Annotated in this window: 21 protein-coding genes; 10 read left to right on the top strand and 11 right to left on the bottom strand. The window is 63.0% G+C overall.

What is annotated here, in order from left to right; translation table 11 throughout:
• Positions 1–641 precede the first annotated feature (641 nt).
• Positions 642–2,285 carry an MFS transporter gene (locus tag PJL15_RS15500; protein ID WP_281452037.1) on the top strand — a complete coding sequence of 548 codons (1,644 nt, stop codon included), beginning with the start codon at positions 642–644 and terminating at the stop codon, positions 2,283–2,285.
• A gap of 128 nt (positions 2,286–2,413) precedes the next feature.
• Here the strand turns inward: PJL15_RS15500 and PJL15_RS15505 are convergent, their stop codons facing one another.
• Positions 2,414–2,908 (bottom strand): MarR family transcriptional regulator, encoded by a 495-nt coding sequence (locus tag PJL15_RS15505; RefSeq protein WP_281452038.1) that lies wholly within the window; start codon positions 2,906–2,908, stop codon positions 2,414–2,416.
• 108 nt (positions 2,909–3,016) lie between these two features.
• Between PJL15_RS15505 and PJL15_RS15510 the strand changes: the two genes are divergently transcribed.
• A complete protein-coding gene (locus PJL15_RS15510) occupies positions 3,017–4,294 on the top strand; it encodes an FAD-dependent oxidoreductase (RefSeq protein ID WP_281452039.1) in 1,278 nt (425 codons plus the stop codon).
• On the opposite strand, the gene PJL15_RS15515 is transcribed toward PJL15_RS15510, so the two are convergent.
• Positions 4,257–5,672, bottom strand: a complete 1,416-nt coding sequence (locus tag PJL15_RS15515) for a PLP-dependent aminotransferase family protein (protein ID WP_281452040.1) — start codon at positions 5,670–5,672, stop codon at positions 4,257–4,259. The two genes, PJL15_RS15510 and PJL15_RS15515, sit on opposite strands and share 38 nt — an antisense overlap.
• Here PJL15_RS15515 and PJL15_RS15520 point away from each other — a divergent pair.
• The 3 genes from PJL15_RS15520 to PJL15_RS15530 are packed head-to-tail and all read left to right on the top strand — an operon-like array spanning position 5,671 to position 7,660.
• Positions 5,671–6,603 carry a DMT family transporter gene (locus PJL15_RS15520; protein WP_281452041.1) on the top strand — a complete coding sequence of 311 codons (933 nt, stop codon included), beginning with the start codon at positions 5,671–5,673 and terminating at the stop codon, positions 6,601–6,603. The two genes, PJL15_RS15515 and PJL15_RS15520, sit on opposite strands and share 2 nt — an antisense overlap.
• 22 nt (positions 6,604–6,625) lie before the next feature.
• On the top strand, positions 6,626–7,249 hold the full coding sequence (locus tag PJL15_RS15525) for an FMN-binding negative transcriptional regulator (protein WP_281452042.1): 624 nt from the start codon (positions 6,626–6,628) through the stop codon (positions 7,247–7,249).
• Between the two features lie 9 nt (positions 7,250–7,258).
• A complete protein-coding gene (locus tag PJL15_RS15530; RefSeq protein WP_281452043.1) occupies positions 7,259–7,660 on the top strand; it encodes a VOC family protein in 402 nt (133 codons plus the stop codon).
• A 32-nt stretch (positions 7,661–7,692) separates the two neighbouring features.
• On the opposite strand, the gene PJL15_RS15535 is transcribed toward PJL15_RS15530, so the two are convergent.
• Together PJL15_RS15535 and PJL15_RS15540 are read right to left on the bottom strand one after the other, a co-directional pair.
• Positions 7,693–8,208 (bottom strand): GNAT family N-acetyltransferase, encoded by a 516-nt coding sequence (locus tag PJL15_RS15535; protein WP_281452044.1) that lies wholly within the window; start codon positions 8,206–8,208, stop codon positions 7,693–7,695.
• Positions 8,205–8,690 (bottom strand): SRPBCC family protein, encoded by a 486-nt coding sequence (locus PJL15_RS15540; protein ID WP_281452045.1) that lies wholly within the window; start codon positions 8,688–8,690, stop codon positions 8,205–8,207. Before PJL15_RS15540 ends, PJL15_RS15535 begins: the two co-directional genes overlap by 4 nt.
• A gap of 123 nt (positions 8,691–8,813) precedes the next feature.
• Here PJL15_RS15540 and PJL15_RS15545 point away from each other — a divergent pair, with 123 nt between their 5' ends.
• The gene (locus tag PJL15_RS15545) at positions 8,814–9,899 is read left to right on the top strand and encodes an FUSC family protein (RefSeq protein WP_281452123.1); all 1,086 of its coding nucleotides are present in this window, start codon (positions 8,814–8,816) and stop codon (positions 9,897–9,899) included.
• Positions 9,900–9,913: 14 nt separating this feature from the next.
• Positions 9,914–10,468 carry a TOPRIM nucleotidyl transferase/hydrolase domain-containing protein gene (locus PJL15_RS15550; RefSeq protein ID WP_281452046.1) on the top strand — a complete coding sequence of 185 codons (555 nt, stop codon included), beginning with the start codon at positions 9,914–9,916 and terminating at the stop codon, positions 10,466–10,468.
• Here PJL15_RS15550 and PJL15_RS15555 read toward each other — a convergent pair.
• Complete coding sequence (locus tag PJL15_RS15555; protein WP_281452047.1) at positions 10,465–11,244, bottom strand: SDR family NAD(P)-dependent oxidoreductase; 780 nt, start codon at positions 11,242–11,244, stop codon at positions 10,465–10,467. The two genes, PJL15_RS15550 and PJL15_RS15555, sit on opposite strands and share 4 nt — an antisense overlap.
• Positions 11,245–11,413: 169 nt before the next feature.
• Between PJL15_RS15555 and PJL15_RS15560 the strand changes: the two genes are divergently transcribed.
• Positions 11,414–12,739 (top strand): BNR-4 repeat-containing protein, encoded by a 1,326-nt coding sequence (locus tag PJL15_RS15560; protein ID WP_281452048.1) that lies wholly within the window; start codon positions 11,414–11,416, stop codon positions 12,737–12,739.
• Between the two features lie 53 nt (positions 12,740–12,792).
• Here PJL15_RS15560 and PJL15_RS15565 read toward each other — a convergent pair whose 3' ends face one another.
• From PJL15_RS15565 to PJL15_RS15580, 4 genes are read right to left on the bottom strand one after another with little or no spacing between them, the layout of a single operon-like run.
• Positions 12,793–14,649 carry an IucA/IucC family protein gene (locus tag PJL15_RS15565; RefSeq protein ID WP_281452049.1) on the bottom strand — a complete coding sequence of 619 codons (1,857 nt, stop codon included), beginning with the start codon at positions 14,647–14,649 and terminating at the stop codon, positions 12,793–12,795.
• A complete protein-coding gene (locus PJL15_RS15570; RefSeq protein ID WP_281452050.1) occupies positions 14,646–15,236 on the bottom strand; it encodes a GNAT family N-acetyltransferase in 591 nt (196 codons plus the stop codon). The genes PJL15_RS15565 and PJL15_RS15570 overlap by 4 nt, the downstream gene beginning before the upstream one ends.
• Positions 15,233–16,576: a lysine N(6)-hydroxylase/L-ornithine N(5)-oxygenase family protein gene (locus PJL15_RS15575; RefSeq protein WP_281452051.1), complete on the bottom strand. Its 1,344-nt coding sequence runs from the start codon at positions 16,574–16,576 to the stop codon at positions 15,233–15,235. Before PJL15_RS15575 ends, PJL15_RS15570 begins: the two co-directional genes overlap by 4 nt.
• Positions 16,573–18,135 (bottom strand): pyridoxal phosphate-dependent decarboxylase family protein, encoded by a 1,563-nt coding sequence (locus PJL15_RS15580; protein WP_281452052.1) that lies wholly within the window; start codon positions 18,133–18,135, stop codon positions 16,573–16,575. The genes PJL15_RS15575 and PJL15_RS15580 overlap by 4 nt, the downstream gene beginning before the upstream one ends.
• Positions 18,136–18,419: 284 nt before the next feature.
• On the opposite strand from PJL15_RS15580, the gene PJL15_RS15585 reads away from it, so the two are divergent.
• Complete coding sequence (locus PJL15_RS15585; protein WP_281452053.1) at positions 18,420–18,809, top strand: hypothetical protein; 390 nt, start codon at positions 18,420–18,422, stop codon at positions 18,807–18,809.
• A gap of 33 nt (positions 18,810–18,842) precedes the next feature.
• Here PJL15_RS15585 and PJL15_RS15590 read toward each other — a convergent pair whose 3' ends face one another.
• Positions 18,843–21,755 carry a DUF7507 domain-containing protein gene (locus PJL15_RS15590; RefSeq protein WP_281452054.1) on the bottom strand — a complete coding sequence of 971 codons (2,913 nt, stop codon included), beginning with the start codon at positions 21,753–21,755 and terminating at the stop codon, positions 18,843–18,845.
• A gap of 136 nt (positions 21,756–21,891) precedes the next feature.
• The gene (locus tag PJL15_RS15595; RefSeq protein WP_281452055.1) at positions 21,892–23,502 is read right to left on the bottom strand and encodes a sigma-70 family RNA polymerase sigma factor; all 1,611 of its coding nucleotides are present in this window, start codon (positions 23,500–23,502) and stop codon (positions 21,892–21,894) included.
• Positions 23,503–23,940: 438 nt separating this feature from the next.
• On the opposite strand from PJL15_RS15595, the gene PJL15_RS15600 reads away from it, so the two are divergent.
• Positions 23,941–24,276 carry a hypothetical protein gene (locus PJL15_RS15600; protein ID WP_281452056.1) on the top strand — a complete coding sequence of 112 codons (336 nt, stop codon included), beginning with the start codon at positions 23,941–23,943 and terminating at the stop codon, positions 24,274–24,276.
• Positions 24,277–24,283: the final 7 nt, after the last annotated feature.

Raw genomic sequence — 24,283 nt, forward strand, 5'->3', positions numbered from 1 at the left:
GAACAAGAACCCGGCCCAGATCTCTACAGCACCGGGCTCAGCCCCGAGGAAGGCCTCTGGCACCGCACCGGCTGGGCCGGACGATCATGACACACCCGGGATTTACACACGTTTTGTCCTATAACCCAACGTTTGTTGTGCCCACAGACACGTGCAGGCCGTGCCCTGTTCCTCCGGGAGGAGGTGCCGGCATGGAGTCCAAGCGGAAACGTGGAGAACCATGGGGCGCCTGGAACCTGGCGGTCAACATCATCCGACTAGTCGTTGATGTCGTCCGCCTGTTCTGGCACAACATCCCCTAACCGGGAGCGGTGGCCGCCGGCGTAATGCCGGTGGCCGCCGTCAATGTGCATGGACTCCCCATTCGTCACTTTAAGGCCCAGAATCGCCCCCGTTAAGTGGGCATAGCTAAACAATTTGGTAACAACGCGCTTCGCGGGGCAAAAACCAGCCAACTTCCGCGTCCTTGCAGGGCAAAAGCCGGTAATGAGATGCAACACAGCTAGGCAATTTGCACCCCTGAAGGGCCTAAAAATCGGATCTCAACTCGGGTTTTGGGCCCAAACCGCGTAAAATTGAAACCCTGCCCAGAGCGGGGCAGCAGAAGTCGCAAGCAAATGACCTCCCTAGGAGAAGCCCAAATGCCCACAGACCAAAGCAACACCGTCTCTCCGGATGGCGCAAGGAACGCCGCCGGGAACCAAGCATTGGCAGGCCACACCCCGGCCGCCACAAACGCAGCAACAACTGCAACCGCAACAAAGAACGCAGCCAAGAAAGCAAAGCTCCGCCCGAAGCGCCGGTTGAAGGAATCGGACGTGAACGTGGTGGATAAGCCGATGCTGCGCAAAGCACTCGGCGGAACCATCGTCGGCAACACCATGGAATGGTACGACGTCGGCGTGTTCGGCTACCTCATCACCACCATGGGCCCCGTCTTCCTGCCCGAAGCGGACAAGTCCGTCCAGACCCTCTTCCTTCTGGGCACCTTCGCCGCAACCTTCATCGCCCGCCCCCTCGGCGGCGTCGTGTTCGGTTGGCTCGGCGACAAGGTGGGCCGCCAGAAGGTCCTCGCAGCAACACTGATGCTGATGGCGGCAAGTACCTTCGCCGTCGGACTCCTGCCCGGCTATGCGCAGATCGGCATCTGGGCCGCCGCGCTGCTGGTCATCCTGAAGCTCATCCAAGGCTTCTCCACCGGTGGCGAATACGCCGGTGCCACGACTTTCGTGAGCGAGTACGCCCCGGACAAGCGCCGCGGTTACTTCGCCAGCTTCCTGGATATGGGCAGCTACATTGGCTTCGCCCTTGGTGCCGCCCTGGTGTCTGTCCTGCAGCTCACGCTCGGACAGTCGGCCATGGAGGAATGGGGCTGGAGGCTTCCGTTCCTGATCGCTGGTCCGCTGGGCCTCATCGCCGTGTACTTCCGTAGCAAGATTGAGGAATCCCCCCAATTCCAGGCAACCCTGGACGCCCAGGAAGCCTCTGCCAAGAGCGCTGCGTCACAGGATGCAGCTGTCGCCAAGGGACCTGTGGGCATCATCAAGGCTTACTGGCGCCAGATCATCCTTGCCATGATCCTCGCGGCCGCGGCCAACACTGTTGGATACGCACTGACGTCGTACATGCCTACCTACCTCACGGACTCCAAGGGCTACGACCCCGTCCACGGCACCCTGCTGACCATTCCCGTCCTGGTGATCATGGCCGTGTGCATCCCGCTGACGGGCAAGCTCTCCGACCGTATCGGCCGCCGCCCCGTCCTGTGGATCGGCGCAGGCAGCACCATCGTCTTTGCCATCCCCGCCTTCCTGCTCATCGGCATCGGCGACATCTGGTCCACCTTGGCCGGCCTGGCACTGATCGCCTTCCCCGTGACGTTCTACATCGCCAACCTGGCCTCGGCCCTTCCGGCGCTGTTCCCGACGTCCAGCCGCTACGGCGGAATGGGCATCGCCTACAACTTCTCGGTAGCGATCTTCGGTGGAACCACACCGTTCATCGTGCAGGGCCTCATTGAGGGCACGGGCAACGACATGATGCCGGCGTACTACCTGATGGCAACGTCCATCGTGGGTGCCATCGCCATCTACTTCCTGCGTGAATCCGCCCAGCGCCCGCTGCCTGGCTCCATGCCCAGCGTGGACACCCCGGCTGAAGCACGCGAGCTCGTTGCAACGCAGGACACCAACCCGCTCATCAACCTGGACGAGATGCCGTTCGACGGCCAGCCAATCGATGACTCGGTGTTCAGCACAGGCAATAAGGACCTGACCCCCGCGTAGGAACCTTTTGCCTGCAACTTCTGCACAGCGTCGCTGAGTCGAAGCGACAGAGCCAGTTCGCGGCAGTTTGCCGCCCACCGTAGCCACCAGCCCCAAGGCGCTCTCCTTGATGCTGGTGGCTACGGCTGTTAAGGCCCGACGGCGGTGTCGGCACCCAGCCGCCCGGCGGCTTCCTGTTGGATGCGCGCCGCCTTGTGGGAGTAATCGGCGATGATCTTCAGCTCCTCATCGCTGTAGCCCTCCAGGAGTGCGCCCAAGCCCGCCATGAAGTCAGCGAAGTACGGCGCGGCGGCCGTGACCTGGTCCCCCACGAGTTCCACCAGGACCTTCCGCCTGTCCTCTGCATGCTGGATCCGGCGCGCCACGCCCTTGCTTTCAAGCCTCTGCATCAGCCCGGTGACGGAGGCCGGAGCCAACCCGGATCGCTCGCCGAACTCACCCGCCGTCATGGGACCAAACCGAAGCAGGAGATCGATCGCTTTCCCCTCCGTGGCGGATAATCCCCGCAGTTCCGACAACTTGGTGTGGAACATTATGGCAGCCGTGGATAACTCGCGGCCCGAGGCGTACACGTCGTCCAGAAGGGATTCGCGGGTCTGCTCGGAGTGCTCGGGATTACTCATGCCCCGAGGCTAGCAAATTATTTCGCTGAACCGAAAGGATTGACCGACCCCCCCGGACAGCCATATATTTCTTTTAACCGAAAGAAATATATTGCCAAGGGAGCCATCATGCTGAACTGCCTCATCATCGGGTCCGGAATCGCTGGACTGTCCACCGCCATCTCCCTGCGCAAAGCCGGGCACCAAGCCACTGTCTACGAGGCTTACCAAGGACCATCCGACGGCATAGGCGGCTTCCTCACCGTGGCTGTCAACGGCTTCGACGCACTTCAGACCCTCGGACTCAAGGAGGGCACCGCCGCCCTGGGGTTCAGCACGCCGCAGATGTCCATGTACCTGGGCAGCACCGGGAAGCACCTCATCGACTTCGATTACGGCGGTTCACTCCCGGATGGCACCACCGCACGAACCATGACCCGTTCCGAGCTCTACGCCCTACTCAGGGAGGAGGCGGGCCGTCGCGGGGTCCGGATTGTGTACGGGAAGCGGCTGGCCCGCATGGAGCAAAAGCACGACGCCGTCACGGCGTTCTTCTCCGACGGCACCTCCGCGGAGGGTCACCTGGTGGTCGGGGCGGATGGCCTGCACTCGGCCGTCCGGCCCCTCATCGATCCCGAATCCCCGGCACCGCGGAACATCCCGCTCTTGAACACGGGCGGCATTGTCCAAGCTGGAGCAATCCCCGCCACCCTCGTGGATGTTGCCGTGGGCCGGATGAAGATGGTGTTCGGCAAGCGGTGCTTCTATTGCTACATGCAGGATCCGGAGGGCAAAATCTGGTGGTTCGCCAATCCCCTCCAGATCTCCAAGGAGGACCCCGCCGCCTTTGACGCAGAACGCCGCAGGTCCTGGCTGACGGGACTCGTTGAGGGCGATTGCACACCCATGGCTGCCATCATTGGCGCCACCACAGAGATCATCCGCCCGTACACCACGTCCGACTTCCCCAGCATTCCCCTCTGGCACAGGGGCGCCGCGGTCCTGGTGGGAGATGCCGCCCATGCGGCATCGCCGTCGTCCGGGCAAGGCGCCTCCATGGCCATCGAGGACGCGGTCACGTTGGGGCGCGAGCTGCAGGGCATTTCACCCTCGGGCATCCCCGCCGCCCTTGCGCGATACGAAGAAGAACGCCGCGACAGAGCCGAGCTGGTGGTCGAGTGGGGGCGCCGGAATGCCGCCCCGAAAATCCGTGGACAGTTCAGGCGGGTGGCCGAAGACCTGGTGCTCAAGCTGGTCTTCCGGTCGTTGGCCAGGAAAGCCGCCGACAACTTCGACTGGGTCTACAAACACCACATCGAGTGGGACGCCCCGGAGGCCAGTTACAAAGCCGACGACGATTCTGCCCCGGCTAGCCCCGCTCCTGCCGATTCACCATTTCACCAATAATCCGTGCACCTTCCGGGAATCGGCCAGGGTTGGGGCCGGCATAGTTGAGCCTGATGTGCGGCCCTTCCGGTTCGGCAGGAAACCACTCCGTCCCGGCAGCAATCAGCACGCCGGCCGCCTCGCAATCCTTGGTGAGCCGATCGACGTCGAACCCGTCCGGCATCCGCAGCCACAGATTCAGACCACCTTTGGGCAGGTGGCTCAAGTGCGCCTGCGGAACGTGCTCGCGGAGGCTCGTGACCAGCAGGTCGCGGCGCGATTGCAGTTGGTGGCTAAGGCCACGAAGGTGCGTTTGCCACCCTGGTTGGGTGACGACGTCGAGCGCCGCCGCCTGGAGCACGCCGCTGACATACATCGATTCGGCAGCCTGGGCGCCCATGATCCGCTCCCTGGCAGGTCCACGGGCGATGATTGCGGCGACGCGGATGCTCGGCGAAACGCTCTTGGTCAGCGAGCGGATGTAGACCACGTGCCCGGAATCGTCCTTGGCGGCGATCGGTACGGATGGCGCTGTGATGCCGAAGTCGTGGGCCCAGTCGTCCTCCACAAGGAAAGCGCCATGCCGCTGGACGATCCGCAGCACTTCCTCGCCGCGTTCCGCCGACCATTGGGCGCCGGTGGGATTGGCGAAGTTGGGCTGCCCGTAGAACAGCCGCGCGCCTGATTCCTCGAAGGCCCTGTCCAACTCGTCCGGGTCAGGCCCCTCCGGACCGCTGGGAACAGGGATGACATTCACGCCCGCCTGGCCCGCAGCAAGCAACGCGCCCCAGTAGCTTGGCGACTCCACCAGCAGCGGCTGGCCGTGCCCCACCAGTCCGCGGAAAATCGAGCTGAGTCCGCTTTGGCTCCCTGGAAGAACGACGACGTCGCTCGGCTGGGGCGGCGTGACGCCCACTGGCGTTGAGGTGCTCAGCTCGTGCGCGAACCACGATTGCAGCTCCGGGAGCCCTTGCGCCGGGGGCCGCGACAACGCGGCATCGCCGCGGGCTGCGCGGGTCAGGGCGGCACGGACCAGCCTTTCCGGCAGGAGTTCGCGGTCGGGATAGCCGGAGTGGAAGGCGATGACGTCGTTGGACGCGCTGCGCATGGCGGCGGAATTCAGGGGCCTTGCGGCCTGGGCTAAGCGAAGGGCAGCCGTCTGCCATCCATAGTCGGAGGGCCTTGCCATGCGGTAGGCGCGCACGAAGGTTCCCACACCGGGACGGCTTTCAATGAGCCCTTGGGCGGTGAGGGTCCGCAGCGCCTTCTGCACTGTCACGGGGCTCGCTTGGTACTCGGCCACGAGTTGCCTGGTGGATGGCAGTTTTGCTCCGGGAGCGGCCCCAGCGATCCATTCCTTTACTCGCGAGACGATCCGGGAACTGCTATCGTTATTCATGAGTCACAATAGTAGCGCTACTACGATTTCACGGCCAGTGATACCCGTCAGGACTTCCAGCGGCGTTTGGTGGGGCCTCCTTGGTGTCGTGGCTTTCTCCTTCACTGTCCCCCTCACCCGCGTGGCTGTCGAAGGCATGTCGCCCTTGTTCATCGGAGCAGGAAGGGCGGTGGTTGCTGCCCTTCTTGCGGCCCTTGCACTGGGCCTGACGAAACAACGGTTCCCGCGTGGCCGCCAATGGTTCCGCTTGGCCGTAGTAGCGGGCGGGATCGTGGCAGGGTTTCCCCTACTCACAACCTTCGCCCTCACCAGCACCTCTGCCAGCCACGGAGCTGTCGTGATCGCGCTACTGCCTGCAGCCACGGCTACAGTAGCGGTGATCCGGGGCAGGGAGCGGCCGCGACCGTTGTTCTGGGTCCTGACGGCAGTAGGCGTACTGGCCGCGCTGGTCTTCGCCTTGTTGCAATCAGGCGGTTTCGGCTCGCTGCATTGGGCCGATCTTCTCCTGCTCCTGGCAGTCCTGGCGGCCGCCATAGGCTATGCGGAGGGTGGGTTGCTGGCCCGCGAATTGGGCGCTTGGCAGACCATTTCCTGGGCGCTCGTAGTCGCCTCCCCCGTGATGATCGTGCTGACGCTGGTTTCGTTGGGTTCCGGATTGCCCGCGGCGTCACCTGTCCAGTGGTTGTCCTTCGCCTACCTGGGGGTGGTGAGCATGTTCCTTGGCTTCTTCGCCTGGTACCACGGACTCGCGATCGGTCCCATGGCCCAGGTCAGCCAGATCCAACTGGTCCAGCCCGTCATGAGCATCGCGTGGGCCGGCCTCCTCCTGGGTGAGTCGATGACGTGGACCACCGTTGTGGGTGGCCTGGCGGTGATTCTCTGCGCAGGTGCCGCTGTCCGCGTCAGGCTCAACCCGCCGTCGAAATCCTGAACATTCCAGAAAGGAACAGAACATGTACACCCCAGCGCATTTCGCAGCATCTGACGAAGCCCTGAAATCCCTGCTTAACTACTCGGGGGCCGCCAACCTGGTCACCATGACTCCGGACGGCTTGCTCGCCACGCTTCTGCCCTTCGTCTACGAGCCATCTGTTGGTGAGCACGGTGCCCTGCACGCCCACATGGCCCGGAACAACACCCAGTGGTCCTCCCATGCCACCGCTGAGGCGCTGATGATCGTGCAGGGCGAGGATGCCTACATTTCGCCGTCCTGGTATGCCTCGAAAGCTGAGCACGGCCGCGTTGTCCCCACCTGGAACTACTCGACGGCCCACGTTTACGGGAAGCTTGTTATTCATGACGACGCCGAGTGGTTGGGTCGGCACGTCCGTCGCCTCTCCAACCAGCATGAGGCAGGCAGGCCGCAGCCATGGACCGTCGACGAAGCACCCGAGCGGTTCATTGCGGGGCAGCTGAGGGCGATTGTCGGCGTCGAACTTTTGATTTCCCGTGTGGAGGCGAAGACGAAACTCAGCCAGAACCGTACTCCGGCCGACGTCGACGGAGTTATCGCCGGGCTTCGTGCGTCCGGCGACCCGGCGAGCGCGGCGGATGTGGAACGCGCCCGGACCTCGTAGACTCGGCGCATGCGTGAGGTTCCGGTTGGTTCGATCCACCATCTTGAGATCTGGGTGCCGCTCCTTGACCGGGCCAGGGAAGAATGGGGCTGGCTTTTGGGGCAACTCGGCTATGAACCATTCCAGGAGTGGCCCACGGGGTGCAGTTGGAAGCTCGGCGGGACGTACGTTGTGGTGGAGCAGACCGAAGCAATTACCGGCACTGCCCACCGCCGGACCGACCCCGGCGTCAATCACGTGGCGTTTCATGCAGGCACCCGGGAAAATGTGGACCGGATCCGTGCACTCGGGGCGGACGCCGGCTGGTACGAGATGTTCGAGTCCAAGTACCCGCACGCCGGCGGCCCTGACCACTACGCCGCCTACCTGCTGAACACTGACAGCTACGAGGTTGAACTGGTGGCGGAGTGACGGCCACTCTGCGCTGATTACTCGGAGGCACGCTACTTCGGCGGCACCGCCGGGCGCCACATGGCGACCCTCGGCCAGCGGGTCAGCCCCAACTGGGCCTCGTGCTCCATGAGGTGGGCCAGCTCCGGACCCCAACTGCCGGCGTCGAGCACCTCGAACCCCAGGCGCCGATAGTACGGGGCGTTCCACGGCACGTCCCGGAACGTGCTCAGGGTTTGCCGCTTCATCCCGTGGCCCCGTGTCCAAACACGCGCGGCATGGAGCAGCTCCCGTCCAAGTCCCTGATGCGCTTGATCCGGGTGGACGCTGACCTGCTCCACGTGGCCGTCGCCATCAACGACATCGGCCAACAGGTACGCCACCGGATAGTCGAGCCCGTCCACGGACACCCAGGCGCGACCGGCGGCTGCGTAGGCACCCAGTGTTTCCACGGGAAATGGCTCGTCAATCGCGATCTGGTCCATGCCGAGTTGCCGGAACGTCTCCCCCGCAGCGCGCTCGATGTCCTGCATCATCTGCAGGTCGTCCGCGTGCGCGAGCCTGATCATTGCCGCGTATCCAGGGCTGGGGGCGTTTGGGCTGGAGGTGTTTGGCCCACCAGGAACTCGTTGCGCTTCTCGATCAGGTTCTGCATGTACCGGCCCAGGACCAGCTTCTCCACCAGCCTGCCCAGTGGCCCGAACGGAGCAGCGAATTCGATGGTGTCCACCATGAGCGTCCCACTGCCATCGGGCCGGAACTCGTGCGTGTGGCGGAGGTACTTGAAAGGGCCCTTCACCTGTTCGTCGGAGAACGACGCCGGAGCCTCCATACGCGTGATGCGGCTTGTCATGCGGAAGCGGACTCCAAGGTGCCAGGCCTGCCAGGTGACGGTCTCACCTTGGGATATCAGCCCACTGGTGACCCCGGCCACTGCCTTCTCGCGGCTCTTGGTCATCGATCCCACGTGGGCATCGATGTTCCGTGACAAATCGAACAGTTCCTGCGGCGGCATGCTGGAACGGGTGCGGCAGACGAAAGCGACGGGCATACCTCGATCTTCCCAGAAGTTTCCGTGTCCATGCGGCCGGGTTCACTACGGGTTGTGACCGGGATTATGGCGGCTCCGATAGTGATCCTGATAATTTTCAGGAACAACCCTGGATGATTGGTGGTGTTCCCCGTGCCCGCACTCTTGATGCACGCCCGCGAACTCCACCGACTTGGCCCGGCAAACAACGACCGCCTCTCCGCAGTCCGGGTTGCCCTGAGCGTTGCACTGCCGGGGCTCTTCCTGGTCCTCCTGGGCCGTCCCGACCTCATGTTGTACGCCGTGTTCGGCGCGCTGACAGGGATGTACGGCCGCAACGAAACCCATCAGCTCCGCCTCAAACACCAGGCACAAGCGGCGCTGATCCTGGTGGGCGGACTCACCATTGGCGTTTTCCTTTCCGTCAACCACATCCATTCGTGGTGGCTGGTACTGGTGGCTACCCTGTTCGCCGGGGCTGGATCCTTGTACTCGGACACGGTGCGGCTCAAGCCGATCGGTCCATTTTTCGGCATCCTTGCGTTGGGCGCCTGCGCTTCGGTCCCCACCAGCGTTCCGTTCACGACGGCGGTACTCATCGGAGCTGCGTCCGCCGCCTTCTCCTTGGTGGTTGGGTTCGCCGGCTGGTTCCGGCACCGCAACTGGGTGGCCGGCGCCACCCGAAATGTTCCGTCCCTCCGCGGCCCCCTTCGCCAAGCCGCCCTCGTCCATGCCGTCCGCTACTCCCTCGCGGTGAGCGCCGCCGGGGCCATCGGAGTCCTTAGCGGGAGTGGCCATCCGCACTGGGCCATGGCCGCAGCCGCCGTGCCCCTCGCGGGCGCCGACCTCCCAAGCCGCGTCCACCGCGGTATCCACCGCATCGTGGGAACGTTCCTAGGGTTGGTGGTGGTCGCCGTCGTGCTTTTCCCCACTCCGCTGTCTCCCCTGCAATACTTTCCCGGCCACGGCGTGGTGGTCCTCGCCGTGGTGGTGATGCTGTGCCAGTTCCCCACGGAGCTTTTCATGGCCCGGCACTACGGGTGGGCGATGGTGTTCTTCACACCGGTGGTCCTGCTGATCGCGCAGCTTGCCGCACCGATGGATCCGGGTGTGCTGGTGATGGAACGCGCCATTGAGACTTTCGTGGGAGCCGTGGTGGGAATCGCGGTTGCGGTGCTGGTACGGGCGCCGCGCTCCAAGACGGCGCAGGCTGGGATCCCGCGCGCCTGAGCCATACTGGTTCAATGCAGGCGACAACTGTCTTGGTCGAAGGCGAGAGCGACCGGCTGGCGGTCGAGATGCTCGCGCGTCGCCGCGGCCATGACCTGAACGCCGAGCACGTGTCGGTGGTACCCATGGGAGGCGCCACCAGCATCGTCCGTTTCCTGGAGCGTTATGGTCCGGCCGGTGCCGATCACAGGCTTCTCGGGCTATGCGACGAACGCGAGTCCCATGGCATTGCCCGCGCACTGTGCCGCGCCGGAATCGGTTCGGGGCCCTTGGATGAACTCGGCTTCCACGTCTGCCACGCGGATTTGGAAGACGAACTAATCCGCTCCCTGGGCATCGACGCCGTGCTCAACGTTATTGATGGCCAAGGTGAACTCGCGTCGTTCCGGCTGCTGCAGCGCCAACCCTCGCAGCGCGAACAGCCGGTACCGGCGCAGTTGCGCCGCTTCTTCGGTGGCCGCAGCGGGAACAAGATCCGCTACGCACCCCTGCTGGTGGCCGCGTTGCCAGTAGGGCAGGCACCCGAGCCGCTCGCACGGCTTGTGGAATCCTTCGCGGGTGAAAGTTAGGGCTCCAGTGGCCGGCGTGGTGGCCCGGAGGTCAGCTTTGCCGGAAGAATGCGCGCGAAGGAGCTGACAACTTTGTAGCGTTTGGTAGGGATGGAAACGGCCTTGCCATTGGCGTTGTCTTCCAGGCCTTCACGGACCACGCGCTCGGCTGTCAGCCACAGGAAGCGCGGGGCTACGGTTTTATCCATTCCCATGCGGTCGTGGAATTCGGTGTGCGTGAAGCCCGGGCACACGGCGGTGACCTGCACACCCGACTTCGCGTACGTGAGGTTAGCCCACCTGCTGAAGGTCACCTGCCATGCCTTGGCGGCGGAGTAGGTGCCCCGGTTCGCGAACGCCGCGACGCTGGCCACGTTGATGATCCGGCCCTTTCCCCGGGCCAACATCACTTCCAGCGCAGCGTGGCACAACTCCATGGGTGTCTCGACATGCAACCTCAGATGGCGGCGTTCTTCTTCCAACCCGTTGCGCTCGAAAGACTTCAGGAGTCCGATTCCGGCGTTGTTGACCAGCACGTCGACGGGACGGCCAGCGTCCTTGAGGCGGTCGGCAACTGCTGAAACCCCGACGTCGGTGGTCAGGTCCGCGGACAGCACTTCGACCGAGATGCTGAAGTCGCGTTCGAGTTCCTCGGCTTTTTGCTTGAGTCGCTGTTCGTCGCGGGCCACAAGGACCAGGTGGTGCCCGGATTCGGCCAGTTGACGGGCGAACTCGGCGCCCAGCCCAGCCGTTGCTCCAGTGACCAAGGCGGTGAGTTCGTTGGCTCGAGTCGTCATGCGCCAAGACTAGCCGCCCTCCCCACCTTGCGCCGAGGGGTTAGCTCTCCCCCCTTTGCCTCCGCCGACTTGGCAATAAGTGACAATCCCGGCGCTTGGGATTGTCATCTATTGGCATCTCGGTGCGTAGGATGGATTTTGAAACGATGCAAAGTCGCAAAGGATTTCCATGGTCACCGATGCTCCTTCCCTCCAAGAGCCACTGGTCCTCAACAACAACGGCGCCTGGTGCTGGTTCCAGGACGAACGCGCTGTGATCGACCCCTCCAACAACACGCTGCTGGTTGGCTCAGTCGCTTCTCCTAAAGGGCCGGGCGGACCGGGCCGCGGGGGCAACATCGAGATCTCTGTCCTGGATCTTGTTTCCGGCGAGCGCAGCACCCACCTCCTCCACGAGCGCTTGGAGGCGGACGATCACAACGCCCCCGCACTCCTGATCCGGCCGGACGGTCGCTACGTTGCCATGTACGCCAAGCACAAGACGGACAACTTTTCACGGTGGCGGGTCTCAGTCCGTCCGCACGACGCTTCAGAATGGGAGCCGGAGCGGCAGTTCGATTGGACGGAACTGGCCAATGGTCGTGGTGCGACGTACTCCAACCTTCACGCTTTGGCTGCGGAGGATCGGGTCTACAACTTTGTCCGGGCCATCAACGACGACCCCACGCTGATGGTCTCCGATGACCACGGCAGCACGTGGAACTACGGCGGGAAACTCTTCACGCGCCCCAAGATCGGCTACGTCAACGGGTACACGCGGTACGCCTCCAACGGCGTCGACCGGATCGACCTCATCACCACGGACCACCACCCCCGCGACTTCAACAACAGCATTTACCACGGCTACATCGAAGGCGATGCGCTTCACGACGCCGAGGGCAACGTGGCCAGCAAGCCGGTCATCGGCAGCGCCGGCATCAATCAGGACACCCTCACCACTGTCTTCAAAGCCGGGATGACGCTCGACGGCGACACCCTCACCCACGGCTGGACTACTGACCTTCGCCGGCAGGGCAACGAACTCGCCGCCATCGTCACCTGCCGGGCCAACGACGTGAACGGTCCGCTGCAGCGGGAGCAAATGCTCGACGTCGACGATCACCGCCTGCTGTACGCCCGCTTCGACGGGGTGCGCTGGGAACTGAATCCACTCGCCGTCGCGGGTCCAGGCCTGCTGCCGCACGAGCAGGATTACACAGGGCTGGGTGCTGTGGATCCCAACAACCTTGATCAGGTGTACATCTCGACGCCGGTGGATCCCCGGACCGGCGTTGGCACACCGCATTACGAGATCTATCGGGGCGTCACGGTCGATTCCGGGGCAAGCTGGGCATGGGAAGCCATCACGGAAGGGTCCACCGCGGACAACCTCCGGCCCATGGTGGTCCCGGGCGACCCATCCATCCACGCAGTCTGCTGGTTCCGCGGATCCATGGAGTCCTCACAGGCATACACCACGGAGATCGTGGCGCTCATTGACGCGCCGAGGGGTTAGCTCCCAACCCTTTCGAACCCCCAAAGAGTCGAAAGCCAACCCCTCGCGGTACGCTAGGCGAACTTCGCCAGGGGGTTCCCCAATCGACCCGCCATCTGGAGTCCACCGGAGGGGTCTGAAATGTCGAGCATCTGCTGGTTGTTCCTCAGTTGCAGGCGGTTGAGGCAGGAGAGCTCGAAGTCCGGCGCGAAGAGATCGTGCATGGCGAACTGGTCCGCAAGCTCCGGGTGCCGTTCCTGGTACGCCCGCAACACGGCCGCGGCAGTACCCCAGAACCCGTCTTCGCGGACTGTCCCGTCCTCCACAAGGATTGCGCCCAGGAAGCGGAAGATGCAGTCGAAAACGTCCGTGAAGATGGCCAGGACCATCTCTTCAGCGGGGATCTCTGCCTTGATGCGCGAAACGTCGTCGGGGAGCTCAAGCCTGTCCCCCATGACCACGATCTCCTCAGCGATGTCCTTCATGATCGCCCGCACCGGCACGCCGTTTTCGAGGACCAGGATCACGTTTTCGCCGTGCGGCATGAAGGCGAGTTCGTACTCGTAGAGGCAGTGCACCAATGGGACGAGGTAGGCCTCGAAGTAGCGGCGGAGCCATTCGAGGGGCGCCAGTCCGGAGCGGGAAATCAGCGCCGAAACCACGGACTCGCCGGACGAATCCACATGCAGCAACGATGCCATGGTGGCCAATTGCTGCCCGTCCTTGAGCAACGGCAGCGGACTTTCCCTCCACAGGGCCGAGAGCATCTTCCGGTAGGGCGACCCCTTGGCCGATGCCGCCTCGTAGTAGTGGTTGTGGTAGCCGATGGCAGCAGTTTCACGGATCATGGCCAGGCCCCGGTTCTGGAGCTCCTGGTCATTGCCGATCAATTCCTGCAGCCAGTCGTTGATAGCCGGAGTGGCCTTCATGTACTGCGGCGAGAGCCCACGCATGAAGCCCATGTTCAGCACGGACATGGCAGTCTTGACGTACGCCTTCTCCGGTGAAGTGGTGTTGAAGAACGTACGGATTGACTGCTGCGCCTGATAGGAATCCTCACCGGTTCCCAAGTGGACGATGTGCCGTTGGGCGATTTCTGCCGCGAACGTCACTGTGAGTTTGTTGTCCCACTGCCATAGGTGCACCGGCATGAGGAGGTAGTCCTCGGGGTCCAGGCCGGACGCCGAGAGTTCTGCTTGGAACCATGCCAAGGTGGCCGGTCCGAGTTCGGCTTCGAAATGGGTGCGGTAGTCCAGCCCCGCACTGGAGGTGAACACGGCCTTTGAGCGGTGAACGGCGATCCACTGCAACTGCACGATGGCCCCGGTTTCGGGAGCGAAGGCGTGATAGTCGGCGATCCCGAACCCCAACCGGCCATTGTTGGCAACGAAGCACGGGTGGCCCTCGGTCATGCTGTGTTCGATAGCTTGGAAATCCGCGGCCCGGTCCCGGCCCCGCGTCACCCCCGCCACCAATTCGGCCGAACTGAACGGCTTGCCCTGCTTATAGGCGTGACTCGACAGCGTGCTGCTGACCTCCTCGAGGTATACGGGCAGCATCTCCTGGCGGATGCCCAGTGCCTCATGGAATTCGGTGATGAAGTCCAGCGCGTCCAGCGGCAACTCCTTGCCGTCCCGCAGGCGCACAATGGACTCTGCCGACACCGACCAGTGCTCAAGTTCCAGCAGCCGGGCGCGGAAGCGGTACTCAACCGTGTCGTCGTCGCTAACTACCTTGTAGAGACCGGCACCGTAAAGCCCGGCACCGTCCCCCTCTTCCCGGATCAGTTCCGGGACCAGGATGCGCTCGTGCGAGAATTCGGCGATCGCTTTGCGGACCACGTGCCGGTTGGCGGCGGCCCAACGCTCCGGAGTCAGGTGGGCCACAGAACCTGCAGCCGCGGTGGTCACGTTGTCAACGGTGGTGGTCATTGGAATTCTCCTCTGCTCGCCGTAGCCGGCGCGGCCAGAATCGGGGTCAGCGTGGCGAGGAAATCCTCACGCGTACAGAAACTCAACAGGGCTTGTTTGTGGTCTTCGGCAGGGTCGACGGCGGGAAGGGTCACCACGCCGTGCGGCCTGAAGCCCACCTTCTGGTTCAACACATGGATCTTGTGGTTCCGGGCATCGGGCTCGACGACGACGCGCCGGGTTGCGGGGTCGGCGAAGAGTTCGGTCATCACGGACTGCATGACGGCGGTGGTGTAGCCGGGCCGCGGATCACCGCTGGGTGGGGACACCAAAAGGTGCATGCCGACGTCGCCGGGCTGGACGTCGTAAACGTCTGCCAACGGCGATGACTCCGGGCGGTATCGCTCCATCAGGAAGGCGGGTGCGCCGTCGTCGAGCCCCAGGAAGGCTCGATGATGGGCAGAAGCGGCAATCTTCGAGTATTCCTCCACAACGTCCTGCTCCACGGAACCAACCATTCCCCAGAACCGCGCATACTCCTGGCTTACCCAGCTGTGCAGGACAAGTGCGTCGGCCAGGGGATCTACTGGACGGAACGTGAAGCTCATACTGCTGCTCCAACAGACTCCGGGGCCTCCACAGCGACAGGCGCCGGCGCCCCGAACTGCTGGAACGCGATGCTGCGTTCGATCGGATAGACCTCGCGGCCGGTGATTTCGCGCAGGATGCAGGAATTGCGGTAGGCAGCCATGCCCAGGTCCGGCGTGACGAAGCCGTGGGTGTGCAGCTCGGCGTTCTGCACAAAGATTTCGCCGGGTTCGACGCCGGTCCCATAGTTGCGGTCGACGTCGAAACGGCCCTTGGCGTCGCGGCGGATCCGGTCCTGGATGCCCGTGAGGAACGCCGGTTCCTTGTAGCTGTAACCGGTGGCGAGGACCACGGCGTCGGATTCCAGCTGGTAATCGCGGCCATGCTCTTCGTGATGCAACTGGAGCGTGTGGGTGCCCGTTGCCGGATCCCACTGCGCTGCCGTCAGGGACGAATGTGTGTGCAGCTGCGTGTCCACCATGCCGGAGAGGCTCTTTGTGTAGAGGAGATCGTAGATGTCGTCGATCAGGTCCGAATTGATGCCCTTGTACAGGTTCTTCTGGCTCTTGATCAGGGAGTCGCGCTGCCCGCCCGGGAGTGAGTGGAAGTAGTCAACGTACTCCGGCGAGGTCATTTCAAGGGTGAGCTTGGTGTACTCCAGCGGGAAGAAACGTCCGGAGCGGGTCACCCAGTTGAGTTGGTAGCCGTAGACGTCGATCTCCTGAAGGAGCTCGTAGTACAGCTCAGCCGCACTCTGGCCGCTGCCCACGATCGTGATGCTGCGCTTGGACTGCAGCTCACTCTTCCTCGACAGGTAATCGGCGTTGTGGAGGACAAGCCCACCAGCCTCCACTATTCCTGCACAGGAGTCCGGAACATACGGGGACGTACCAGTGCCAAGGACCAGCCGGCGGGCGCGAAGCACCTCGGCGCCATCCGGGCCCTGCACCGAAAGTCGGTACACGCCGTCGTCGTAAGCCACATCAAGCACATCCGTGCTAAAACGGACGGATTCCAGCTGCCCGGCCACCCACTGGCAATACTGGTTGTACTCGGCACGCAGCGGGTAGAAGTTTTCGCGGATATAGAAGCGGTACAGCCGGCCCGTCTGCTTCAGGAAGTTCAGGAAAGAGAAAGGCGACGTGGGATCTGCCAAGGTCACCAAGTCCGCCATGAAAGGGACCTGCAGGTGCGCCGGCTCCAGCATCATGCCCGGGTGCCAGTCGAAGGACCCGCGGCGATCCACGAACACGCAGTCCAGGTTTTCCAGCGGCTCGCTCAGCGCGGCCAGGCCGAGGTTGAAGGGCCCGACGCCGATGCCCGCGACGTCGTAAATCCTGCCGTTGTCAGGGGTGCTCATGCTGCTGCCTCCGTGGTGTTTGCAAGGAGGCTGGCGCCGGTCCTGCGGATGAATTCGATGATTTCGCGGATGTCCCTCAGGGACGCTTCGGCATTGAGGAGGGTGAATTTGAGGTAGTGCCGCCCAGCCACCTTGGTGCCGGCAACGACTGCTTCACCCGAGGCGAAGATGGCGGCGCGGATGGCCGGATTGAGGGCGTCGGCGGAGTCTTCGTCGAGCTTTACGCCATCAAGCTCCGGGCGGTAGCGGAAGACGAGTGTGCTGAGCTGCGGTGCGGCGGCAAGCTCGAAGTCCGCGTCATCGGCGAGCAACGACCCCACGCGGTCCGTCAGGTCAATCGCCTCGTCGAAGAGTGCTCCAATGGCGTCGGCGCCCATGATGCGCAACGTGAGCCACAGTTTCAGGGCATCGAAGCGGCGGGTGGTCTGGATGCTCTTGTCCACCTGGTTCGGGATCTCGGCCTTCGCGGCGCTCTCCGGGTTCAGGTAGTCGGCGTAGTAGGTGACGTGCCCCATCATGGAGCCATTGCGCACCAGAACTGCGCTGGAACTGACAGGCTGGAAGAACGTCTTGTGGAAGTCAACCGTGACCGAATCGGCCAAGCGGATGCCGTCCAGGAGGTGGCGGTACCGTCCGGAAACCAGCAGGCCTCCCCCGTAGGCTGCGTCCACATGGAGCCAGGAGTCGTAAGCGCGGACCAGCGCGGCGAGCTCGGAGAGCGGGTCAACCGAACCGAAGTCGGTGGTCCCGGCGGTGGCCACCACCGCCATGGGCACCAGGCCGGCGTCGTGCGCTTCAGCCAAAGCAGCCGCGAGGGCGGTGGGGTCCATGCGGTGGTCTTCCGAGGTGGGCACCGCAATTACGGCGTCGAAGCCGAGGCCCAGCATGGATGCCGACTTCTGGATGCTGAAGTGGCTGTCCACGGAGGTGAAGATCCGGAGGCGGTCCAGCAGGTGCGGAAGGCGGGCCTCGCCGTTCGATGCCCGAAGCTTGGCCACCGCATGGTTGCGGGCAATCAACAGCGCCTGGAAGTTGGATTGGCTGCCACCTGAGGTGAACACACCGTCGGCCTCTGCGCCGAAGCCGATACGCTCCGCAGTCCAGTCGATAAGCCGGCGTTCGATCATGGTGGCGCCCGCGCTCTGGTCCCACGTATCCATGGACGAGTTCACGGCGGAAAGCACGGCTTCGCCCACCAGTGCGGGGATCACCACCGGGCAATTCAGGTGTGCGGCATAGCGGGAATCGTGGAAGTAGATCGCATCCCTGAGGTAGAGCTCGTCCAGTTCTTCAAGTGCCGCGGCGGTGTCCGGCAAGGGACGGTCGAGGTCGACGGCGCCAACGCGGGCCTTCAGCTCTGAATGCCCGACGCCGGTGAAAGGTTGGGCGGTCCGCTGGACCTTGGTGGAGACGGCGTTGACTCCCTGGAGGACCTGGGCCACGTAGCTTGGCGAATTGCGGGCGTTGAACAGCTGGTTGGTGGCAGCGAGGGCCAGTTCCACTTTGGAACCAAAATCAGGCTCCTGGGCGATCCGCTCTTCGACACTAGGTGACGTCACGTCAGCTTCCTTCCGTTTGCGTTGGGGCTTCATTAGCAAGGTAAGCCTTACTTAGGTAAGCCTTTCCGTCAAACTTTTGTGACCTAATTCGCTTGGAAGGCGGTATCCGGGGTCTTGGACGGCTCGACAGCCGTCATTGACTTTTCCTCCGGGGGCTTGGAAGGCAAAATACGGCCGCGCTCTTTGCCGGAGACTGAACTTTCCGGCCAGTGCCCAGCCGTCACGGAGCCTTGACCGGGCAGGAGTAGAGTGCAGGAAAAGAACAGTCTGCGGCTGGGGGCCACATGAAAGACCACGTTCACGAGCGGATCGGTTTCCGCGAAATCGACGAGCACGGCAATTCCGTGCAAGCAATCAGCCCGCACGTTCCTGAGGCCATTGACCGGCCCGGTAAGCGCCTGTCGGTGAACCCGTTCATCATTGCCCTCTGGGTCCTGGACGCCGGGCTGTTGTGGGTGGGGTTGTGGGCCGTGGCCACCGCTGCCGGGGCCATGACCTCGCCGATTCCCCATTTGACGCCCGAGAGCGCCCAGTTCACATACATGATGTTGTCGAACGCGCCCTACGCCCTCCTGGCGGCCGTGCTCATCATGGCGGGACTGTTGTTCTGGCACGCCGCACGATGGCAAAGGAAGCGCATGGCTGGAGAACAGTCGCCCCCAGCACGCACTTGATGTCGGTGGCGGTTTTTGTCACTTCGCCACTGGCTACCCAGAACGCTTGCGGCCTCCAGCGAGGAACAGGAACAGACCCGTGCCAACTATCAGAAGGCTTATGGGCAGTACGGTGAGGACAACACCGGTGGTGGCCAATGACCCGCCCGAGTGACCCGTGACCGACGGCATGGCTGGCGGGAAGGTCACAACAGCGGTTGCATGTGGTGTGCCCAGAGGCGGTCCATTGGGAGGAGTGCCGCTTGCAGTAGCCGTGTTCGCCACCTTCCCTGCGCTGATGTCCGCCTGGGTGATCGCGTATGTTGCCGTAGCCGTCACTGTCTGTCCGGGCAGCAGGATCCCTGCAGCACCGGGCCAGGTATAAACCAAGGCCGTCAGTCCGGGCATGGGATCGTTGACCGCAACGCCCTTGAGTGGAACACTCCCGGTGTTCTTGATCGTGAACGCGTAAATGATGGGGTCACCCACCTCGGTGGGGTCGCCTACCGCTGAAGCATCCGCCTTCTTGGTGAACTGAAGTCCTGCTGCCGGGGTCAACGGGGTATCCGTTCTCCCCGGAGGAGGCGTGACCGACGGACCGGTGGGCGGAGTCCCCGTGGTGGTGGCCGAGTTGGCAACGTGACCGGCGTCGATGTCCGCCTGGGTAATCGCGTACGTTGCCGTAGCCGTCACCGCCTGTCCGGGTTGCAGGGTTCCTGCAGCCGCGGGCCAGGTGTAGCTCAGGGCCGAGAGGCCAGTCAGGGGGTCGTCGACGGAGACGTTGGTCAGCGCGACGTTGCCGGTGTTCTTCGCTGTGAACGTGTACGTGATCTTGTCCCCGACCTTGGACGGCGACTGGACAGCGGAAGCGTTGGCCGTCTTGGTGAACTCCATGCCCGGAGCAGGGGTCAACGGAGTATCCGTTTCGCCCGGAGGAGGCGTTACCGGCGGACCGGTGGGCGGGGTACCCGTGGTGGTGGCCGAGTTGGCAACATGACCGGCGTCGATATCTGCCTGCGTAATGGCGTACGTTGCCGTAGCGGTGACGGTCTGGCCGGGGAGCAACTCGCCCGGACTGCCGGGCCAGACGTAGACCAAAGCCGAGAGGCCGGCCAGTGGATCCGTGATGGAAACGTTCCTTAGCGTGACGTTGCCCGTGTTCCTGGCTGAGAAGGTGTACGTGATTTTGTCGCCGGACATGCTGGGGTTCTGAACGGCGGAGGCATCCGCCGTCTTGGTGAACTCCAACCGTGAAACAGGCTTTGCGGTATTGGTCAGAACGCAGCTGATGTCCGCACCGGGAACAGGAGTCAGGGCCAAAGGCTGATCGAGCGCAACTCCCGAAGGAAGCCCGGGCTGCAAACCGTTGGCGTCCGTGCAAGTGATTGATTTGTCATAATCAGCCAGGTTGGCAGCGGATTCCGTCAGGTAGTACGTGCTGGAGGTGTCGGCAATGTACTTACCGGTGACGCCAGTACCTGCCGTAATCGTTGATCCGGTTCCTGCAGTGGTGGAGTTGGCGGTGTTGTTGACCACAGGTCCCGTTGCCGAGCCTGAGCGGATCTCAGTGGTGAACTGGTCCGAATCAACCAGTCGGGGAGCATCCAGGGCCTTGCTCAACTGAATGCGTGGAGCCTTGACCATCAAGGTTGCGTTCGCCGGAGGGTTGAGGTTGCTCACGATGTTCGCTGGACCGTTGACATAACTACCCTCGGTGTCCGAGGTGACATCCACGGTGATGGTGCAGGAGGCCATGCCCTTGGCCAGGTCGCCGCCGGTAACTGATACAACATTGCTGCCCGGAGCTGCGGTGGTGGCCAGCGGATTCCCGGCTGACTGGATGCAAGTGCCACCGATGTTCGGCGTGCCGGCTATTTTCAGTCCGGCAGGCAGGGTGTCAGTGACGGACCAGTCGTTCTTCGCGTTGAGTTCGCTGGTATTGGTAACCGTCAGCGTCAGAGTGGACGCCTGGCCCGGGCCGATCAACGATGGCGAAAACGACTTGTCCAACTGGGGCGTGACATCCACCAGGCGTACGTTGTCGAAAGCTCCATCGTTGCCGTTGGAGGTGCCGTTGTTGTTCCACATCTCAAGTCCCAAAGAGCCGCCCGTTGACTGGAAGGCCTGGTCAGTGAGCATGGAAGTGATGTTGACCGTCTTGGTGATTGTGCCGAAAGAACCACCGACGTTGCTTGTGACCTGCTGCTGGTAGGCCTGGACGTTGGGGTCGGATGTCGGCTGGCAGCCGTTCAGCGGGTCCCCGATGGGAGTCACAGTTCCGCCGGCGTCGATACGCGCGAATTGGTAGGACGGGTCCGACGCTCCCCCGAAGCAGTTCATGTACGCCGCATCCACGCCGAAGGTGTAATAGTGGCCTGCGGTAGTTGCCAGTGGATTGGCCGTCTTGAACATCACACCGTTACTTGGTCCCGCGGGGAGAGTTGCGCAAAAGCCGCCGGCCGTATCGGTGGAAAGGCACTCCGTGTAGGAGCTGGTTACGTGGTTGGTATCGGGCGACGTTGGCGTGAATTGCTGTCCCATGGCCTTGGCCAACATACGCAGGTGCTGATAGCTGCGGCGTGTTCCGACGTCGGCGCAGCGATTCTCGGTACCCGATCCCGCTGCACCTGAAGCGGCCCACGGGGGCGTATCGGTGTTGTCATAGCTCAGGATGACGCCATTGCAGCGGACCCCATCAATCCATAGCGGGGAACCGGTGTACGTTTGCCCCGTAGCACCCTCGTACGTGGTGGAGCCGGGCACCGAGTAGGACTGTGCCCCAAGCGCGGTGTTATCTGTGCCGTTTTCGAAGTCTTCATTGAAAACGACGGTGCCAGGCTGGGTGACGCCTGGCGACCCGGATACGGTTGCCAGGGACTGTGGGGCCGAGGCCGTGCCCACCCCCAAGGAGATTAACGCCGTAGCGAGTAGACCCGCCAACAGTTTCCGTGGACGTGCATGTTTCATTGATTCTCTTGCCTGTGATAGCTGCAATTCGTGAGGGAAAAACGTGGCCGACATTTGAGAATCGACAAAGCACAAAGATCCTCAAAGCCTTAGTGGCGGCAATGCCCGATTCGTGACGCGAAATCAGAAAGAATTTTTAATGGAACGTATTGATGAACGACTTTGGCACGATCCCTTGGCCGGCGAACTGGTAGTCCAACGTTCCACTCTCCATGTCCTCGGGCAGCGTCACCGCCAGGTTGAACGTCAGCTGGCTTTGGTCCATCGCTTCCGTGGCGCAACGGATCTGCTGTGCTTCCGTGGCGCTGCAGTCCCATCCAGCCGGCGCCAGGGTCTTCCCCGGAATGAAGGTAATGCCAGCGGGCAGGCCAAAGATCACCTCGCCCGAAGTGGGGGAACCTTCGCCGCCCAGGGAGAACTGGACCTGAAGGTCGCGCTCAAGGGGACCCTGCCCCTGAGCGGCCGTGAACACTGCCTCAACCGTTTGAGTCAGGGGTGCCGTAGAAGCTGAAGCCTGTGGCGCCGTCGTCGAATAGGTGAAACCAGGGTCAACCACAACGGCGTTTCTTCCTGGGGGCGCTTGCGGCGGAACCACGGCTGCGGGGGTTTGGCTCGCAGGCGGGGCGGGCAGCACCGAAGGGGCAGCCACCGGGAGTGGGGGCGCGGCTGAGGTAGTTGGTTCAGGCGCAGGGCTGGTGGTGGGGACCGGCGGCGCTGTTTCCTTGATAGCCGGGACGCTGGCCGGAGATTCGGCAACCACCACCGAACCTGGAGCGGCGCCCGGCTGCAGGAACAAGGTGAGGGCTCCTGCAAGAGCTCCGACGCCCACCACCAGGGCTGCCACGATTTTCCATGCCTGGCTGATTCCGTGGAGGCCGGCAACGGCAGCCTTGCCTGAAGCAGCTGCGCCTCCCGCGCCCGGCCAGCCAACCACCGCGGCAGCCGCCGGTGTGAAAGTAACTCCCGCGACCAAGGGGAAGAGGATGGCGCGCATGCCGCCTTGGACATCGTTGAGTTCCACCAACAAGGCCATGCACTTGGCGCACGTTGCCAAGTGGGCATCCACTTTTTCCGTGGAGGTGCGCTTGAGGGCATTGCGCACATACTTGCCGAGCTGGCTGGCGTATTCGTCGCAGGCTTGGTCAACGCTGCTGCTGATGTGGTGCTGCAGATACGCCTGGCGCAATCCTTCCCTGGCCCGGATGGCCAAGGAAGAGACACCGTTGGGAGTCAGGCCCACCAAAGGAGCAACAGCGGCCGGCTTCAAGCCTTCGACATCAAGGTGGAACAGCACGGCCTGCCAACGCTCCGGCAACGATTTGAAGGCTTGCGCCATGATGCTCGACTCAAGATCGCCAACCAGGTGGTCGTCATCGTGGACGGCGGCGTCCAGGATGGCGTCGTCGGCCGCGGTCTGAATGAGCCTGGCCTTCCGATTGCGTTCATGCGCTGTACGCCGCACAACGGTCAGGAGGTACGAACGAAAAAACTCCTTGGGCCCCTTGCCGTCCTTCAAGGACTGGAAGATGGATGCAAAGGCTTCGGCAACGACGTCATCGGCATCGCTCGGGTTATCTGACTGTGTGCGCGCAACGTAATAGGCGATCTGCACGTGCCGCTTATAGAGGGTGTCGAAAGCGTCCGTGACACCCTCGCGAACGAGGTTAAGGATATGGGGATCGCTGTCGTTTCCGGCAGCCAAAGTTGGGGACGCCCCACCGGCCCCGGCCACTATTACTTGATCCATAAACAATAGTGTGTCATCAGATTGCGGCTTGACTTGAATCTCAGGGTACTTAGGACTATAAGGGCGAAAAGTTTCGTCGAATTAACGACATAAAACCGCCCCAACCGGCACTAACAATGCATGAGGTTTCACAACTCCGGCCCGGCGCGGGGAATCACGCAATTCAAGGGACGGTCTTCTTTAGTCAGGGTGGCCCGTTCGACGCGCCCCGGGGCCGCAATACGCCTGCGAAGTGCGAAAACACCCGCTTCATCGGCCCGGCTTTATGGTTGCCGTGCGCTGGGCGGGCAACCGAAATGCATCACGTTGATCCATGGCGCGGACAAGTCGACAGCGGTACCCGGGGAAACCGTGATCTTCACGGCATGGGTCGTGAATGAGTCCACGTGCCATCTTCGTAACATTCGTCTTATTCCGCGATCCTTCACCAACGAGGCCATGGAGCCACTGCTTTACACCTCCAGTCCGGACCGTCGCCACCTGTCCGTCGGCTCCCTGGCTCCGGGCGAAGGCGTGATGCGGAGTTTCTCCTATCGCGTCACGGAGGCTGACCATGTCCACGGCGGCAGCCTTGTCAGTGCCATGCAGGTCACCGCTTGGTGCCTGGGCCAGGAAGTCGTCGACGAACACGATGCCATCGTGGCACTCTCAGGGGCACGGCTCGATTGGCCTCCCCGGTCAGCGCGCCCAGGGCTGGGCTTCTGGACCTCGGCAACCGTCACGTCAGTATCGCCGCGTCGAAAACCACATTCACCCGGCGTTCGCGCCGACTGATACCCGT

Origin of the sequence: Paenarthrobacter nitroguajacolicus (genome assembly GCF_029952445.1) — a bacterium.
GTDB classification, from domain to species: Bacteria; Actinomycetota; Actinomycetes; order Actinomycetales; family Micrococcaceae; genus Arthrobacter; species Arthrobacter nitroguajacolicus_B.